Origin of the sequence: Kribbella sandramycini (assembly GCF_013131805.1) — a bacterium.
Classification (GTDB): domain Bacteria; phylum Actinomycetota; class Actinomycetes; order Propionibacteriales; family Kribbellaceae; genus Kribbella; species Kribbella sandramycini.
This window is the reverse complement of the sequence record NZ_JABJRC010000007.1, coordinates 371766-386644: the sequence shown is the minus strand read 5'-3', so window position 1 is coordinate 386644 and position 14879 is coordinate 371766. Positions and strand designations below refer to the sequence as shown.

Below are 14879 nucleotides of genomic sequence, written 5' to 3'. Positions count from 1 at the left end.
CTTCTTCCCGGCCGCCTGACGAGCCGCCGGCCGGACCTGAGGCATGAGCCCGTGGTCGGCGATGCGGGAGTGACCAGTCGGTCGCTCCCGATTGCTCACCGGGAGTTTTCGCATGCCCTTGGTGCTGGTACGCACTGTGTCAGGTCTGGAGCGGTTGACGGCTGAGGAGCTCGCCGCCGCCGGACATCACCTGGTCGAGGTGTCCAAACGCCAACTGATCGTCGAGCTCTCCGCTGAGCTCCTCCAGACGCCGCCAAGGCTGGCCGACGACCTGTTCGTCGTACGCGCTGTGGTCGCCGACCCAGGCCGTACGAAGGCCGGTCTCCAGGCTGCCGTCGCCGAGGTCGACGCGGCAGCGGACGGGGTGTTCGCCGTCTCGGCCTCCTTCAACGGCTCCCGAAACTTCAGTCGCTTCGACATCGAGGACCTGATCGGCGCGGGGCTCGGGCCCGGCTACTGCTCACGGCGAGCCGGCATCCGTCCACCGACCGACCGTACCGACTGGCGCGTCGTCCTCGACGGAAAGGCCATGTGGGTGGCTGAGCGCCCGTACTTCGTTCCGCTGCACCGGCGTCCCTGGCGTCAACAGACCGTCGTCGGAAGCCTGCACCCGCCGGTAGCCGCCGCCATGGCCCGCCTGGCCGGGATCACCCCTGATCTGGACGTCTTGGACCCGTTCTGCGGTGCCGGAACGCTGCTGCTGGAGGCACACGCCGTCGAGCCCGCAGCGAACTATCTGGGCATAGACCGGGAACTGGCGGCGACCAAGGCAGCTCAGGCGAATGGCGACTGGATTACCTGGCGGCGGGGGCATGCTGCGGGGGTGAGTGGGGAGTGGGATCGGGTGTTGACGAATCCGCCCTGGAATGTGCGGGTCGGGATCGGGGCGTTGGCGCCTTATGCGCAGGCGTGGGGGCGGGTGTTGCGGGGCGGTGGGGTGGTGGTGGCGCTGCTGGCGGCGGAGCAGGTGGCGGAGCTGGCGGGATGGGAGGTGAAAGAGGTGGTCGAGGTTGCGGCGGGTGGGCGGCATCCGCGGATCGTGGTGCTGGGACAATGGGGGTGATGACGCTGACCGAGAAGTTGCCGGGGACTGTTGAGCCCGACGCGTTGTACGACGCGTTCGCCACCTGGGTGGGTGAGCAGGGGATCACGTTGTACCCGGCGCAGGAGGAGGCGCTGATCGAGGTGATGACGGGGTCGAACGTGATCCTGTCGACGCCGACCGGCTCCGGGAAGAGCCTGGTCGCCACCGGGTCGCATTTCGCGGCGCTCGCGAACGGGAAGCGGACGTTCTACACGGCGCCGATCAAGGCGCTGGTGTCGGAGAAGTTCTTCGCGTTGTGCGACGTGTTCGGCGCGGAGAAGGTCGGCATGCTGACCGGTGACGCCTCGGTGAACGCGGGCGCGCCGATCATCTGCTGTACGGCGGAGGTGCTGGCGAACGTCGCGCTCCGCGAGGGCAGCGCGGCCGACGTCGGCCAGGTCGTGATGGACGAGTTCCACTTCTACTCCGAGCCGGATCGCGGCTGGGCCTGGCAGGTGCCGCTGCTCGAGCTGCCGCACACGCAGTTCATCCTGATGTCGGCGACCCTCGGCGATGTCGAGCGGTTCAAGATCGACCTCTCCCGCCGGACAGGGCAGCCGACCGCGATCATCTCCTCGGGCGAGCGCCCGGTGCCGCTGATCTACAAGTACGTCACCACACCGCTGCACGAGACGCTGACCGAGCTGCTGGTCACGCATCAGGCACCGGTGTACGTCGTCCACTTCACGCAGGCTTCGGCGCTGGAGCGCGCGCAGGCGCTGACCAGCATCAACGTCTGCACGAAGGAGGAGAAGGACAAGATCAAGGAGCTGATCGGGCATTTCCGGTTCAGTTCCGGGTTCGGCCGGACGCTGCAGCGGCTGATCATGCACGGTATCGGCGTCCACCACGCCGGCATGCTGCCGAAGTACCGGCGGCTGGTCGAGCAGCTCGCGCAGGCGGGTCTGTTGAAGGTCATCTGCGGCACCGACACCCTCGGCGTCGGCATCAACGTCCCGATCCGCACGGTGCTGTTGACCGCGCTGAGCAAGTACGACGGTCGTCGCCAGCGAATCCTGAAGGCGCGTGAGTTCCACCAGATCGCGGGCCGGGCGGGCCGCGCCGGTTACGACACCTCGGGGACGGTCGTCGTCCAGGCGCCGGATCACGTCGTGGAGAACGTCAAACTGCTCGCCAAGGCCGGTGACGACCCGAAGAAGCAGCGGCGCGTCCAGCGTAAGAAGCCGCCCGAGGGGTTCGTCACCTGGGGCGAGGAGACTTTCGAGCGACTCGTCGCCGCCGAGCCCGAGCCGCTGCAGTCGCGGATGCGGGTCAACCACGCGATGCTGCTGAACGTGATCGCCCGCGACGGCGACGCCTTCAACAGCATGCGGCACCTGCTGCAGGACAACCACGAGGACACGAAGGCGCAGCGCCGGCTGATCCGCCGGGCGATCCAGATCTACCGCACGCTGCTGACCGCGGGCGTCGTCGAGCGGCTGCCCGAGCCCGACGAGTTCGGCCGGTCGCTGCGGCTGACGGTCGACCTGCAGAAGGACTTCAGCCTCAACCAGCCGCTGTCGACCTTCGCGCTCGCCGCGCTCGATCTGCTCGACCCGGAGGATCCGGTCTACGCGCTCGACGTGGTCTCGGTCGTCGAGGCCACGCTGGAGGATCCGCGCGCGATCCTGATGGCGCAGTTGCATCACGCCAAGGGTGAAGCGGTCAGCTCGATGAAGGCCGACGGGATCGAGTACGAGGAGCGGATGGAGCTGCTCGACGAGATCAGCTGGCCGAAACCGCTCGAAGAGTTGCTCGAGGCAACATTGGAGATGTACCGGCAGACGCATCCGTGGATCGCCGAGGCCGGGTTGTCGCCGAAGTCCGTCGTCCGGGACATGTTCGAGCGGGCGATGACGTTCGGCGAGTACATCCAGTACTACGGTCTCTCGCGCTCCGAGGGCATCGTGCTGCGGTACCTGAGCGACGCCTACAAGGCGCTGCGGCAGACCGTCCCGCCGGACAAGGTGAACGAGGATCTGACCGACCTGATCGAGTGGCTCGGCGAGGTCGTCCGGCAGACCGACTCCAGCCTGCTCGACGAGTGGGAGGAGCTGACCAACCCGGTCACCGAGGAGGTCGAGGTCACCCCGGTCGGCCCGCGCCGTATCACGCTGAACTCGCGCGCCTTCCGCGTCCTGGTCCGGAACGCGGTCTTCCGCCGGGTCGAGCTGGTCGCCCGGCACCGCTGGGCCGAGCTCGGCCAACTCGACACCGACGCCGGCTGGGACGCCGGTCGCTGGGCCGAGGCCGGGACGGCGTACTACGCCGAACACGAAACCCTCAACACCGGCCCGGCCGCCCGCGGTCCAGCCCTGTTCCTGGTCGAGGAGCACCCGGGCTACTGGGAGGTCCAGCAGATCATCGACGACCCCGAGGGCAACCACGACTGGCGAATCACCGCCTCCGTCGACCTCGCGGCGTCCGATGAGGCAGGCGATCTGGTCCTCGAAATGGTGTCCTTCAAGCCGCTCTAAAGTCCGTGGCGGACGTCGAGCGGTCTGTTTACGCTCGACGGATGGCTGAACTCGTGTCGCAACGCGCCCAGGTCGCGCGGATCCGCCGGAGCGCGACCCGCGCCCTGGCGGAGTTCGCGATCGAGGAGCCGCGGTTGACCTTCATCACCCACGGCGAGAACACGACGTTCCGCGTCGACTCCGCCGACGGCCGCTTCCTGTTGCGGGTCCACCGCCCCAATCGGCACGGTCCGGACGTCGACTCCTGCCTGGCGGTCGGCTCGGAGCTGGACTGGCTGGCCGCGCTCCAAGCCGACACCGACTTGAGCGTCCCGACCCCGATCCGAACCCGCGACGGCCAGTGGACCGCGGTGGCCGACGGCCTGGTCTGCTCCCTCCTCGGCTGGCAGCCCGGCCGGATGCAAGCGACCAACCCGCGCCCGATCCACTTCCACCGTTTGGGAGCCGTGCTCGCCACGCTGCACGATCAGGCAGCCAATTGGACACTCCCAGCCGGCTTCGTGCGCATGCGCTGGGACTGGGAAACCTACTTCGGCAACACGATGGAGTACGGCGGCCGCTCCGCCGCCGACTGCTGGGATCTCCTATCGCCGCCGCTCCGCACCCAGTTCGACGAAGTCGCCCGCCGCATGCAGACCGTGATGTCCGACCTCGGCACCGACCCCGACGTCTTCACGCTCATCCACGCCGACCTCCACCTCGAGAACGCCCTCTTCGACGGTCCCGCCGTCCGCCTGATCGACTTCGACGACTGCGGCCTCGGCTACCACCTCTACGACCTGGCCGTCCCCCTCTGGGAGTACCTCGACCACCCCAACTACCCCGCCTACCGAGCCGCGCTCCTCGCCGCCTACGGCCCGGTCGCTCACCTCGGCCACCTCGAAGACTTCCTCGCCACCCGCTTCGTAGCCTTCGGCCTCTGGTACACCGGCCAAGCCCAACTCAACCCGGCCTTCGCCGCCGACCTCGACCGGACGACCAGCTGGATCCACCGCTCGCTAGAGCGGCTACTCGGCTAGTTGGCGGGCCAGGCGACGTCGACCTCGACCTCGGCTTCGTAGTCGACGCCGGGGACGTCGAAGCCGTAGAGGCGGCGGACTTCGGTGTAGAACCAGTCGGTGTCGGCGACGTCGGCGAGGTTGTCCTGGGTGGCGGACTGCCAGGCCTGGTGGACGGTGGCCTGGGTTTCGGGGGTGAGCTCCCAGCGGTCGAGGCGGATGCGGCCGTCGTCGTCGAGGTCCTTGGGTTTGCCGGTGAGCTGGCTCCAGAGGTTGACCGACTGCTGGATCGGCGTCTGCATGTCGGCGCCGAGGGTCTTGTGCAGCAGGCTGGTGTAGAGGCCGATGCCGGGGATGGCGGAGGAGGCCTGGGTGACGGCGGCGCCGTTGACCGAGGTGTAGGCGCGGATGCCGTTCTTGGCCAGGGTGAGCGCGGTCTGCTCGAGGTCGGCCTTGGCGGCGCCGATGGAGCCTTGGCGGTAGATCGGGCCGGTGATGTCGGAGCCGATGTAGGTCAGGGCGACGGTGTTGAAGTACTCGCTGACCAGGTCGCGCTCCTGGAGCGCGGTGACCCAGCGGGCCCAGTCTTCGCCGCCCATCACCTTCACGGTCTGGGCGAGGTCGTCGTCGGTGGCCGGGTCGACCGTGACCTCGGTCAGCTGCGGCTCGGCGCCGTCGTACGCGAGGGATTTGGTGGTGTAGGGCTCGCCGATCGTCTTCAGCGCGGACTGGTAGGTCTCGCCGGTGCGCGGATCGGTGCGGCGCGGGGCGGCGACGCTGTAGATCAGGTGGTCGATCTTGCCGAACTTCTCGGCGATCAGATCGAGCACCTCCGCCTTGGTGGTGTCCGCGAAGGCATCCGCGTTCACGAACGAGAAGCGCGAGCGCCGCTCCCGGGCGAGTTTCGCGGTCTCCGCCGTCCGGTACCAGCCGGCGGACGCCGTCCGCCGGGCGTTGGCCGGTTTCTCGAAGGAGACCCCGACCCCGGTGATGTCGAACGCCGTCAGCCCGGCGATCGTTGTCGCCAGCCCGTAGCCCGAGCTGGAGCCGATCACCAGCGCGACCGGCGCGTCCTCCGGCACACGGGGCTCGACGATCGGCGGCACCACGGAGGCGGCCAGGTCGCGGACGATCTGGGCGCATCCCGCCGGATGCGAGTCCAGGAACAGGAAACCACGGCCTACCGGCTTGACCACGCGCTCACTCATGGCACGACCCTAACCCGCAACGCCGTTCGGGGTGGCGGGGCGTTTGAAGAATGCGTAGGCGCCGGTGCCGAGGGCGGCGATGGCGAGGACTGCTGCGCTGAGGGCCAGGGACCAGGTGATGCCGATCGCGGTGCCGGCCAGGCCGACGGTGAAGCCGCTGCCGATGCGGAGGCCGCCGGAGGAGGTGTTGTAGAGGCCGACGATGCGGCCGCGGTCGGCAGCGGGAGCCTCGAGTTGGACGACGGTCTGGGAGACGGACATCGAGACGAAGTTCGCGACGCCGCTGATCATCAGGGCGATCAGGGCGAGGACGTAGTAACCGGTCAGGGCGAAGACGACGATGCTCAGGCCGTAGCACACCGTCGCGACGACTGCGGTTCGCACGGTCGGGCGCAGCCAGCCGGTGGCTTCGATGGCCAGGCCGCCGGCCACTCCGCCGAATCCGGCCGCGAACAGCAGGGCGCCGTACGTCAGGCCGGTGGCGCCGGCCCCGAGGGATTCGGCGAACTCCGGCATCGCGGTCTGGATCGAGGCGCCGACGAAGAACGAGCCCAGGCCGGCCAGGATGATCATGCTGCCGATGGTCGGGCTGATCGCCAGCCCGCGGGCCGCACGCAGCGCGGCGAGCGGCCCGACGCGGGGCCGGGCGCCGACCCCTTCGCGGACGTGGCCGGTGAAGCGGGTGCGGAAGAGCAGGATCGTCAGCGGCAGGTAGATGGCGATGTTCGCGAAGATGCCGCCGGTCGGGCCGAGCAGGAGCAGCAGCGCCGAGCCGACGACCGGGCCGCACAGCACGCCCAGGCTGCGGAAGGTCGCGTTCAGGCGGACGGCGCTGGGCAGGTCGTCGCGGCCGACGAAGTCGTGCAGCATCATTTGTTCGGCGGGACCCCACAGTGCGCCGGCGCAGCCGTGCAGAACGAGCAGGACACATGCGTGCCAGACCTGGAGCGAGTCGGTCAGGAAAAGCAGCCCCCAGCACAGGGACACGACCATGAACAGCGCCTGCGCGGACTGGATGACGCGCCGGCAGTCGTACCGGTCGGCCAGCGATCCGGACAGCACGGAGAACAGCAGGAACGGCAGCCAGTGACTGATCACCTGGAATCCGGCCAGCGCAGGCGAATGGAACTCCCGCCACAGCACCCAGTACGTGATGACGTGCTCGATGTTGTCGCCCATCATCGCCAGGCCGGTCCCGAACAGGTACGGCCGCGCGTCCCGGTTCCGGAGCGCGGCGAAGCGCGGCGCCCGGGCGGGTTCGGGCCGGTGGTCGATCGAGCCGCAGGCTCGGCACATACAGCTGCCTCCAATTTACGAGGCACTGTGCCTCGGAAATGAAGATTAACAGATCCAAGGCACGATGTCTCGGTATGGTGCTCCGATGAACCGGTCCCCAGGACGCCCGCGCAGCGAGGAGGCGCGCCGCGCGGTGCTCAATGCGGTCGACGACCTGCTGGTCGAGATCGGGTACGGCGCCATGACGATCAAGGGCATCGCGGAGCGGGCCGGGGTCGGCCGGCAGACGGTGTACCGCTGGTGGTCGACGAAGGCCGAGATCCTGCTCGAGGCAAGTGTCATCGACGGCCGGCAGGAGCTCGGGACGCCGCCCCGCTCCGATCCCGCGAGTGATCTGGTCGCCTACCTGACGGCCTTGACCGCCTTCCTCACGACCTCGCCGGCGGGGCTGAGTTATCGGGCGCTGATCGGCGAGGCCCAGCACGATCCCGCCGTGCTGGGCCTGGTTCGGCAGGCGGATCTGCTGGGCGCGAGCGCCGGCGACGTCCTCGAGCGCGTTCGGCCGGTCGCGCCGGAGATGCCGGACGCCGCGCTCGCCACCGCCCAGTTGATCGGGCCGGTTGTCTCCGCTGTTCTGACCAGTCCGTCGCCGCTACCGCCGAAAGCGTTGCGCCTGCACGTGACGACGCTTCTCAAGGCCTGGCGGTAGCAGGCCGGCTCAGTTCCAGTAGACGTCCGAGTCGTCCGGCTCGACCGTGACATCGGCGCCGAGGCGGCGCAGGTTCCCGGCGAAGTCGGTGTAGCCGCGGTGCACGTGGTGAGCGGCCGAGACCAGCGTCTCGCCCTCGGCGGCCAGGCCGGCCAGGACGAGCGCCGCGCCGGCGCGGATGTCGGAGGCGACCACCGGGGCGCCGGACAGTCGAGGGACGCCGCGGACGACGGCGTGGTGGCCGTCGGTCTGGATCTGCGCGCCCAGCCGGGTCAGCTCCTGCGCGAACGTGAACCGGCCCTCGAAGAGGTTCTCGGTGACCATCGCGGCGCCGTCGCTGATCGCGTTCAGCGCGATCACAAAGGCCTGCAGGTCGGTCGCGAACCCCGGGTAGGGCAGCGTGACGACGTCGACGGGTTTCGGCCGGTCGTTCATCCGGACCCGGAACCCCGGGTTCAGCACCTCGATCTCGGCGCCGGCCTTGTGCAGCTTGTCCAGCGGCAGCTCGAGATGCTCAGCGTGACCATTGGTGATGGTCACGTCACCACGAGTGATCGCCGCCGCGAACGCCCAGCTGCCGCTGACGATCCGGTCCGGGACGACGACGTGGTCGACCGGCTTCAGCAGCCCGCTGACCCCGGTGATCTCGATCCGCGGCGACCCGGCGCCCTCGATCTGCGCGCCCATCTCGCCGAGCATGATCGCGATGTCCTGGATCTCCGGCTCGCGGGCCGCGTTCTCGATCACGGTCGTCCCGCGGGCCAGCACGGCCGCCATCATGATCGTCTCGGTCGCCCCGACGCTCGGGAAGTCCAGCCAGACCTCGGCGCCGTGCAGCCCCTGCGGGGCCTCGGCGATCACGAAGCCGTGCTCGATGTGCACCTTCGCGCCCATCGCCTCCAGCCCGGCCACGTGCATGTTCAGCCCGCGGGAGCCGATGTTGTCCCCGCCGGGCAGCGCGACCTCCGCGCGGCCGCAGCGGCCCAGCAGCGGGCCCAGCACCGAGATGGAGGCCCGCAGCTTGCGCACCAGGTCGTAGTCGCACTGGTAGCCGATCTCACCGGGGACGGCGATCGTCGCCAGCCCGGCGTCCGCCTCGACGGTTACCGAACAGCCCAGGGTGTCCAGCAGCTGGGCCATGAAGGTGACGTCGAGGATGCCGGGCACCTGCCGCAGCGTCGTCGTCCCTTCGGCCAGCAGTGCTGCGGCCATCAGCTTGAGCACGCTGTTCTTCGCGCCCGCCACCTCCACGGCTCCCTCGAGCCGTGCCTCACCTGCGATCCGAAACCGTTCCACTGGTCGACTGTAGCGTTTAGACGTATCCACCTTTGCGTAGAGTCCCTGCCATGGCTGTGAACTTGACGCGGATCTACACCCGCACCGGTGACGCTGGCGAGACCCGCCTGGGCGACAACTCGACGACTTCGAAGACGGACCCGCGACTGGCGGCGTACGGCGATGTCGACGAAGCCAACTCGGCGATCGGGGTCGCGATCGCGGCCGGCCACCTGAACAGCGCGCTGGTGGTGCTGCTGACCAGGATCCAGAACGACCTGTTCGATGTCGGCGCGGACCTTTGCAACCCGATCACGCCGAACCCGGAGTACCCGCCGCTGCGGATCACGCAGGAGTACATCGACCGGCTGGAAGGCTGGTGCGACGAGTACAACAGCCGCCTGTCCAAGCTGCGCTCGTTCATCCTCCCGGGCGGCACGGTCGGTGCGGCCTACCTGAACGTCGCTCGGACCGTCGTACGCCGCTCCGAGCGCACAGCCTGGGCTGCGGTCGAGGCCCACGGCCCGTCGGTCAACCTGCTCGCCATCACCTATCTGAACCGGCTGTCGGACCTGCTCTTCATCCTGGGCCGGGTCGCCAACCTGTCGTCGGGTGGCGACGTCCTCTGGGTTCCTGGCGGCGAGCGGACCTCCTGACTATCCGAGCTGCCAGTTGAGCGGCATCCGCAGCAGACCGGCCGGCGGCAGGCCCAGCGCGCTGTAAAGCCCGCTGGTCAGGCCGTCCAGCGTCAGCGGCTGCGAGGTCACGGCCAGATCGTCGGTAGTGGTCGGCGGGCGTAGCTGGTCGAGCAGGTTGCGGTGCGGGATGGTCGCGACGCGGATGTCGTCCCTGTCCAGCCCGGCGCGGTCGCAGGCCAGCTGCAACGCGTGCTGGAAGCCGCCGAGCTCGTCGACCAGCTTGCGTTCGTGGGCGTCCGCTCCGGTCCACACGCGGCCGCGCGCGAGCCGCTCCAGTTGCTCCTCCGGCAGGCCACGGTCCTGAGCGGCCTTGGCCACGAAGTCCTGGTAGATGCGGTCGAGCGTCTCCTCCAGTCGCGACCACTGCTCGTCGGTGAACTCCTCCTGGGCGGAGAACATCCGGGCGTTCGCGCCCTCGGAGACGGCCTGCTGGGAGATGCCGATCCGCGCCAGCGCGTCCCGGACGACGCCCTTCCCGGTCAGGACGCCGATCGAACCGGTGATAGTCCCCGGCTGCGCCACGATCACGTCAGCCGGCATTGCGACGAAGTAGCCACCGGAGGCGGCCACGCTGCCCATCGAGGCGATCACCGGCCGGCCGGTGGACCGCAGCCGCAGCACCTCGTTGCGGATGGCATCCGACGCGACATACGAGCCGCCCGGGCTGTCGATCCGCAGTACGACGGCTTTGACCTTCGCCTCATCCGCAACCGCGCGGAGCGCCGCACCGACCGTGTCCGAGCCGGAGCCGGGCCCGCCAAGCGGACTGGCCGAGTTGCGGCCGACCGTGATCCCGCCGGAGACCCGAACCACTGCGACCACCGGCTTCTCCGGCCAGGGGAGGCGGCGCTGGAACTCCGCGAACGTGCGCGGGCCGCGCCGTACGTAGCGCTCCGCCAGCAGCCGCTCGGTCTCGCCGAGCCTCTTCTTCAGCTCGTCGTACACGTCGGAGCGGTAGCCGAGCCGATCGACCAACCCGGCGTCCAGAGCCGCCTTGGCGGGCAGCGGCGCGTTGTCCACCAGCTCGCGCACCTGCTCCGGCGTCAACCGGCGGCGGACGGCGATGCCGTCGGCAATCTGCTCGTACGCCGACTCCGCGAGCCGGGCCGCCATCTCACGGGCCGGGCCGGTCATCTCCTTCTCGGTGAAGGTGTCCGCGGCGGTCTTGTACTCACGCCGCTTACCGAACTGCGGAATCACTCCGGCCTTGTCCAGCGCGCTCCGCAGGAACACTGCCTGGACTGCGACGCCGGTGATCCCCAGCTCGCCCGAAGGCTGCACCCAGATCTCGTCGAACGCGGTGGCCAGGTAGTAGGGCACAGTGCCGCTACCGGTCTCACCGAAGGATTCGGTCCACGCGACAGCTGGCTTTCCGGAGGTGCGGAAGTCGGCCACGGCATCCCGCAGGTCCTGCACCTGGGACAGCGACAGCGCCGGCCCGCCCACGTGCGCCACCACCCCGACGACCGACTCGTCGCGTGCGGCCTTGCGCAGTGCGGCGACCAGCTCCCGCAGGGTCGGCAGATGCCGCGCCCGGAAGGCAGCCACCGGCGAGGCCGGCGGCGTCTCGATCACACCACGGGTCAGATCCAGCTCGAGCAGAGTCGCCATACACCGACACTAGTCACTGCTCCGGATTTCCCAAGGCCTGGCGGCTCGAAGCCCCTCAACCGCGAGCCGCCAGGTGCTCCTGGGATTACTTCACTTCGTAGGCCCGCTTGATGGTCTGGTCGACCTTGTTACCGGCCGCATCCCGGGCCTGCGCCCGCAGCGTGACGTAACCGGCGGACGAGTGGTCGAGCGCCGCCGTCCAGGTTGCGGTGCCGGTACGGCGTACTGACACCTGCTGCCAGGTCTTGCCGTCGTCGAACGACGTCGACAGCTCCAGCGCGACGATCGGTCGCTTGGGTGCCAGGAACGCCGTCTGCACGGTGACCGGGAACTGGAACCGGCCCTGCGGTGCGTAGTTCCGCTCATCGAGCTCTGGCGTGTAGCGGACGTTCAGCAGCGGTAGTGCGGTGTTCACGCCGTCCGGGGTGCGCTGCGAGCGGAAGGTCCACTTCGAGGAGATCTCCGGCGACAACCTGGTCCAGTCGTCGGCCCGCTTGGTCACCTTCGTCAGTTCGTACGTCGCCGCACCCGGCGGGACGGCGAACGTCTGGATGGATGGTGAATCGGTGGAACCGATCTCCTGCCCGTCGCGGGCCAGCGTCGTCCGCTCCGACGCCAGACCGGTGTCACCGAGCCGGTCCGGGTGACCGTCGGCGAACGACGGCACATAGATGCTCAGACTGTCGCCATCCCGCGACGACCACGGCTGAGCGTCTCGGCCGGGGTTTCCGATCCGGGAGTCGGCCAGGCTCGGTCCGAAGACGCCGCGCTGCCAGTCTTCCTTGGTCGTCCGCCCAGCGGGGTACGACCGTGCGGGGGAGTCCAGCACGGTCAGGTACTCGAAGCCCGCCTCCTCGCTGTACCGGTAGACCTCGTTGGAAGAGCCCCACAACACGTTCTTCGCGGTGTAGTACTCGTTGCGCCGGAACGGCAGCGTCATCCCGACTGATGGGGTGAAGACGAACGCGGGCACCCAGGTGCCGTCGCCGTTGCGCTGCGGCAGAGTCGGGTAGCTGTAGTTGTTGGCGCGGTATCCCGGCTCTCCGGCGTACGAAGCGTCCACGTGCGCGTAGTCGGCCGGATCAGTGATCAACGACGGCGCAGCGGGGATGCGGCCGCCCGGCCAGACAGTGGAGTCGTGGTAGAAGTACGGGCTGTCCAGGAAGAGCTCCCCGCTCGGGTCCGGCCCGTCGGGCGTGCCCACCCAGACCGCGTGGGCGTAGCTGGTGAACCGCTTGTCCGGACCGGTCTTGCTCGGGACGACATACAGCTTGGGCGCGTAGTTCGCGTTGCCGCCGTTGATGACGCCGACACCGCCGGTGTACGACCAGTCGCCGATCTGGCGCGCGATGCCGATACCTGCCGACGCCGTGGTCGCATCGGTGACCGGAGGCTTCATCGCGACCTCGCGGGCAGTGCGGCCGTCGAGAGTGATCGGTCCGCCCTTGTCGAGGACCACCTCCGGCTCGGAGTAGTAGGTGCCTTCCTGATAGCCGTAGCCGTAGCCGTTGTCGTTGAACTTCGCCGCGAGGCCGTCGACGATGTAGCGGCCGGCCGGCAGCTCGACCTTCTCGCCGGCCGGGACGAAGTGCCAGAGCAGGCGCTCGGTATCGACCAGGTAGGCGCCTGCGATGTACTGCTCGTCATTGCGGGCCGGTGCGCCGGTCCGGTCCAGCATGTTCAACGTGTACTCGTGAGTGGTCACCTCTTTACCCACTCCGACCGTGGTGCGGACGGTCGACCCGTTGCTGGTGGCAACGATCCAGGCCGCGTACGCGCCTTCGGCCTCCGGGCCAGAGGTGTCAGCAGTGACGTCGACGGTCGCACTGCCATTGGCCGGCACCAGAAGGGACGTCGTACTCAGCTGGAACAGCTTGGGGCCATCGACCCGCAGCGACAGCCGGACCGGGTGCGCACTGGTGTTGTAGTACGTAACCGGCTTCGTAACCGGCTTGTCGTCGTCGTGCGGCGCTTTCTGCAGCCCAAGGCTCAGATTGCTCGGAATGGCCAGCACCGGCTGCTTCAGCGCGCTGGCGACATCCACCCGGCCGGCGCCTTGGCTGTAGATGCCCTGGTCGCGCAGTTGCAGCGAAGAGCCCATCAACGCGGACTTCAGCTGCGGAGCCTTCCAATCCGGGTGTGCCTGTGCCACCAGCGCAGCCGCGCCGGCCACGTGCGGTGCAGCCATCGACGTGCCCGAGAGGTCGGCGTACGAGTCGTTGATCGCGAACGGCGCCAGCGGGGTGTTAGCGGCCCGCGCGGCGATGATCCGGCTGCCCGGCGCGGCGATCTCGGGCTTGACCATGAGGTCGCCGAACCGCGGTCCCTGACTGGAGAACTCGCTGCGGGTGTCGGATTTCGTCACCGACGCGACCGCCAGAGCGGCGTCCGCCGCGGCCGGTGTGGACACTGTGGTGTCCAGGCCGAAGTTGCCTGCCGAGATGACGAACAGCGCACCGGTGCTCGCGGTCAGCTCGTTGACCGTCTGGGACAGGATGTCCGTGCCGTCGGTCGGACCGGCGCCGAGACTCATGTTGATCACGCGGGCGCCGGACTTCGCGGCCCACTCCATCCCGGCGATCATCGCCGAGGTCTCACAGTTGCGGAAGCCGCAGACGCGGCCGATCATCAGGTCCGCCTCCGGTGCGACGCCGCGGTACTGGCCGGCCGAGGCGGCGCCGGTGCCGGCGACCGTCGAGGCGACGTGCGTCCCGTGGCCGACCTTGTCGACGGGTGATTCGTCGTCCGCGACGAAGCTCTTGGTGGCCACGACGCGGTCCTTGAGGTCGGGGTGACCCGGATCCCAGCCGGTGTCGAGGACGGCGACCTTGACACCCTTGCCGGTCAGACCGGCCTTCCAGGCCGTCGGTGCGCCGATCTGCGGGACGCTGCGATCGAGGAGCGGGGTGGCGCCGCCGTCCAGCCAGAGCTTCTGCACAGTGCCGGCCAGGCCGGTGCGGCGCTTCGCCTGGGTGCTGTTCAGCCAGTTCCACCACAGGTCGCCGGCCTGCTTGCGGTCCTGGCCGATGGCGACCGCGTCGATGCTCGGTAGTTCGCGCTTGACCTCGGTCCCCTCCGGCAGCGCGGACCGGACTGCGCGGGTCGTGCCGTTGCTGGCGTGCTGGACCAGCAGCGGTAGCTGCGGAGCGGACTTGTCGTCCAGACCGAGCTTGTCGAGCAGTGCGATATCGAACAGCCGAGAGTCGACCACACCGGCGTGTACGAGCGGCATGGCGTCCAACGGGACGACCAGTTGCTCGTTCTTGAGCGACAGCTTGTGGAAAGCCATCGGACCGCGGCCTGGGCCGGGACGGACGTCTACCGGCACAACGCCGGTCGAGGTTCGCCGGGCGATCACCTTGTCACCGGTGACCAGAGTGAATGTCAGCGACGACAGGTTGCTCGACACGGACGTCGCCGTACCGGGGGCGCCGGCGCCGACAGCGGGCGGGACAGCGGCAGTGAGGCCGACCAGAGCGACGGCTGTCGCCGCGGCCACGGCCTTGTGCGGGCGGAATCTGGGCAAGGGTTCACCTCTCGGGGAAGGGCAGTTTCCGGGCAGGGTGAAGCGCGGTACCGGCCA

Annotated in this window: 10 protein-coding genes; 5 read left to right on the top strand and 5 right to left on the bottom strand. The window is 69.1% G+C overall.

The window, feature by feature from the left end; genetic code table 11:
• Positions 1–112: 112 nt before the first annotated feature.
• The 3 genes from HPO96_RS27400 to HPO96_RS27390 are packed head-to-tail and all read left to right on the top strand — an operon-like array spanning position 113 to position 4580.
• A complete protein-coding gene (locus HPO96_RS27400) occupies positions 113–1063 on the top strand; it encodes a hypothetical protein (RefSeq protein WP_171677216.1) in 951 nt (316 codons plus the stop codon).
• Entirely contained in the window at positions 1063–3561 is a 2499-nt protein-coding gene (locus tag HPO96_RS27395) for a DEAD/DEAH box helicase (protein ID WP_171677215.1), read from the top strand. Before HPO96_RS27400 ends, HPO96_RS27395 begins: the two co-directional genes overlap by 1 nt.
• A gap of 41 nt (positions 3562–3602) precedes the next feature.
• Complete coding sequence (locus tag HPO96_RS27390) at positions 3603–4580, top strand: phosphotransferase enzyme family protein (RefSeq protein ID WP_171677214.1); 978 nt, start codon at positions 3603–3605, stop codon at positions 4578–4580.
• On the opposite strand, the gene fabV is transcribed toward HPO96_RS27390, so the two are convergent.
• Both fabV and HPO96_RS27380 read right to left on the bottom strand, forming a co-directional pair.
• Positions 4577–5767 carry an enoyl-[acyl-carrier-protein] reductase FabV gene (gene fabV, locus HPO96_RS27385; RefSeq protein ID WP_171677213.1) on the bottom strand — a complete coding sequence of 397 codons (1191 nt, stop codon included), beginning with the start codon at positions 5765–5767 and terminating at the stop codon, positions 4577–4579. The two genes, HPO96_RS27390 and fabV, sit on opposite strands and share 4 nt — an antisense overlap.
• A gap of 9 nt (positions 5768–5776) precedes the next feature.
• A complete protein-coding gene (locus tag HPO96_RS27380) occupies positions 5777–7063 on the bottom strand; it encodes an MFS transporter (RefSeq protein WP_171677212.1) in 1287 nt (428 codons plus the stop codon).
• An 85-nt stretch (positions 7064–7148) separates the two neighbouring features.
• On the opposite strand from HPO96_RS27380, the gene HPO96_RS27375 reads away from it, so the two are divergent.
• Positions 7149–7712: a TetR/AcrR family transcriptional regulator gene (locus HPO96_RS27375; RefSeq protein ID WP_171677211.1), complete on the top strand. Its 564-nt coding sequence runs from the start codon at positions 7149–7151 to the stop codon at positions 7710–7712.
• A gap of 9 nt (positions 7713–7721) precedes the next feature.
• Here HPO96_RS27375 and murA read toward each other — a convergent pair whose 3' ends face one another.
• Positions 7722–9008: a UDP-N-acetylglucosamine 1-carboxyvinyltransferase gene (murA, locus tag HPO96_RS27370; RefSeq protein WP_171677210.1), complete on the bottom strand. Its 1287-nt coding sequence runs from the start codon at positions 9006–9008 to the stop codon at positions 7722–7724.
• A gap of 50 nt (positions 9009–9058) precedes the next feature.
• Here murA and HPO96_RS27365 point away from each other — a divergent pair, with 50 nt between their 5' ends.
• Positions 9059–9643: a cob(I)yrinic acid a,c-diamide adenosyltransferase gene (locus HPO96_RS27365; RefSeq protein WP_171677209.1), complete on the top strand. Its 585-nt coding sequence runs from the start codon at positions 9059–9061 to the stop codon at positions 9641–9643.
• Here the strand turns inward: HPO96_RS27365 and sppA are convergent, their stop codons facing one another.
• Positions 9644–11296, bottom strand: a complete 1653-nt coding sequence (gene sppA / locus HPO96_RS27360; RefSeq protein WP_171677208.1) for a signal peptide peptidase SppA — start codon at positions 11294–11296, stop codon at positions 9644–9646.
• An 85-nt stretch (positions 11297–11381) separates the two neighbouring features.
• The gene (locus HPO96_RS27355) at positions 11382–14822 is read right to left on the bottom strand and encodes a S8 family serine peptidase (RefSeq protein WP_171677207.1); all 3441 of its coding nucleotides are present in this window, start codon (positions 14820–14822) and stop codon (positions 11382–11384) included.
• Positions 14823–14879: the final 57 nt, after the last annotated feature.

Excerpts from the sequence above, each read along its gene's own strand:
- HPO96_RS27400 (WP_171677216.1), top strand. The coding sequence starts at position 113 with ATGCCCTTGGTGCTGGTACGCACTGTGTCAGGTCTGGAGCGGTTGACG.
- HPO96_RS27395 (WP_171677215.1), top strand. The coding sequence starts at position 1,063 with ATGACGCTGACCGAGAAGTTGCCGGGGACTGTTGAGCCCGACGCGTTG.
- HPO96_RS27390 (WP_171677214.1), top strand. The coding sequence starts at position 3,603 with ATGGCTGAACTCGTGTCGCAACGCGCCCAGGTCGCGCGGATCCGCCGG.
- fabV (WP_171677213.1), bottom strand. The coding sequence starts at position 5,767 with ATGAGTGAGCGCGTGGTCAAGCCGGTAGGCCGTGGTTTCCTGTTCCTG.
- HPO96_RS27380 (WP_171677212.1), bottom strand. The coding sequence starts at position 7,063 with ATGTGCCGAGCCTGCGGCTCGATCGACCACCGGCCCGAACCCGCCCGG.
- HPO96_RS27375 (WP_171677211.1), top strand. The coding sequence starts at position 7,149 with ATGAACCGGTCCCCAGGACGCCCGCGCAGCGAGGAGGCGCGCCGCGCG.
- HPO96_RS27365 (WP_171677209.1), top strand. The coding sequence starts at position 9,059 with ATGGCTGTGAACTTGACGCGGATCTACACCCGCACCGGTGACGCTGGC.
- sppA (WP_171677208.1), bottom strand. The coding sequence starts at position 11,296 with ATGGCGACTCTGCTCGAGCTGGATCTGACCCGTGGTGTGATCGAGACG.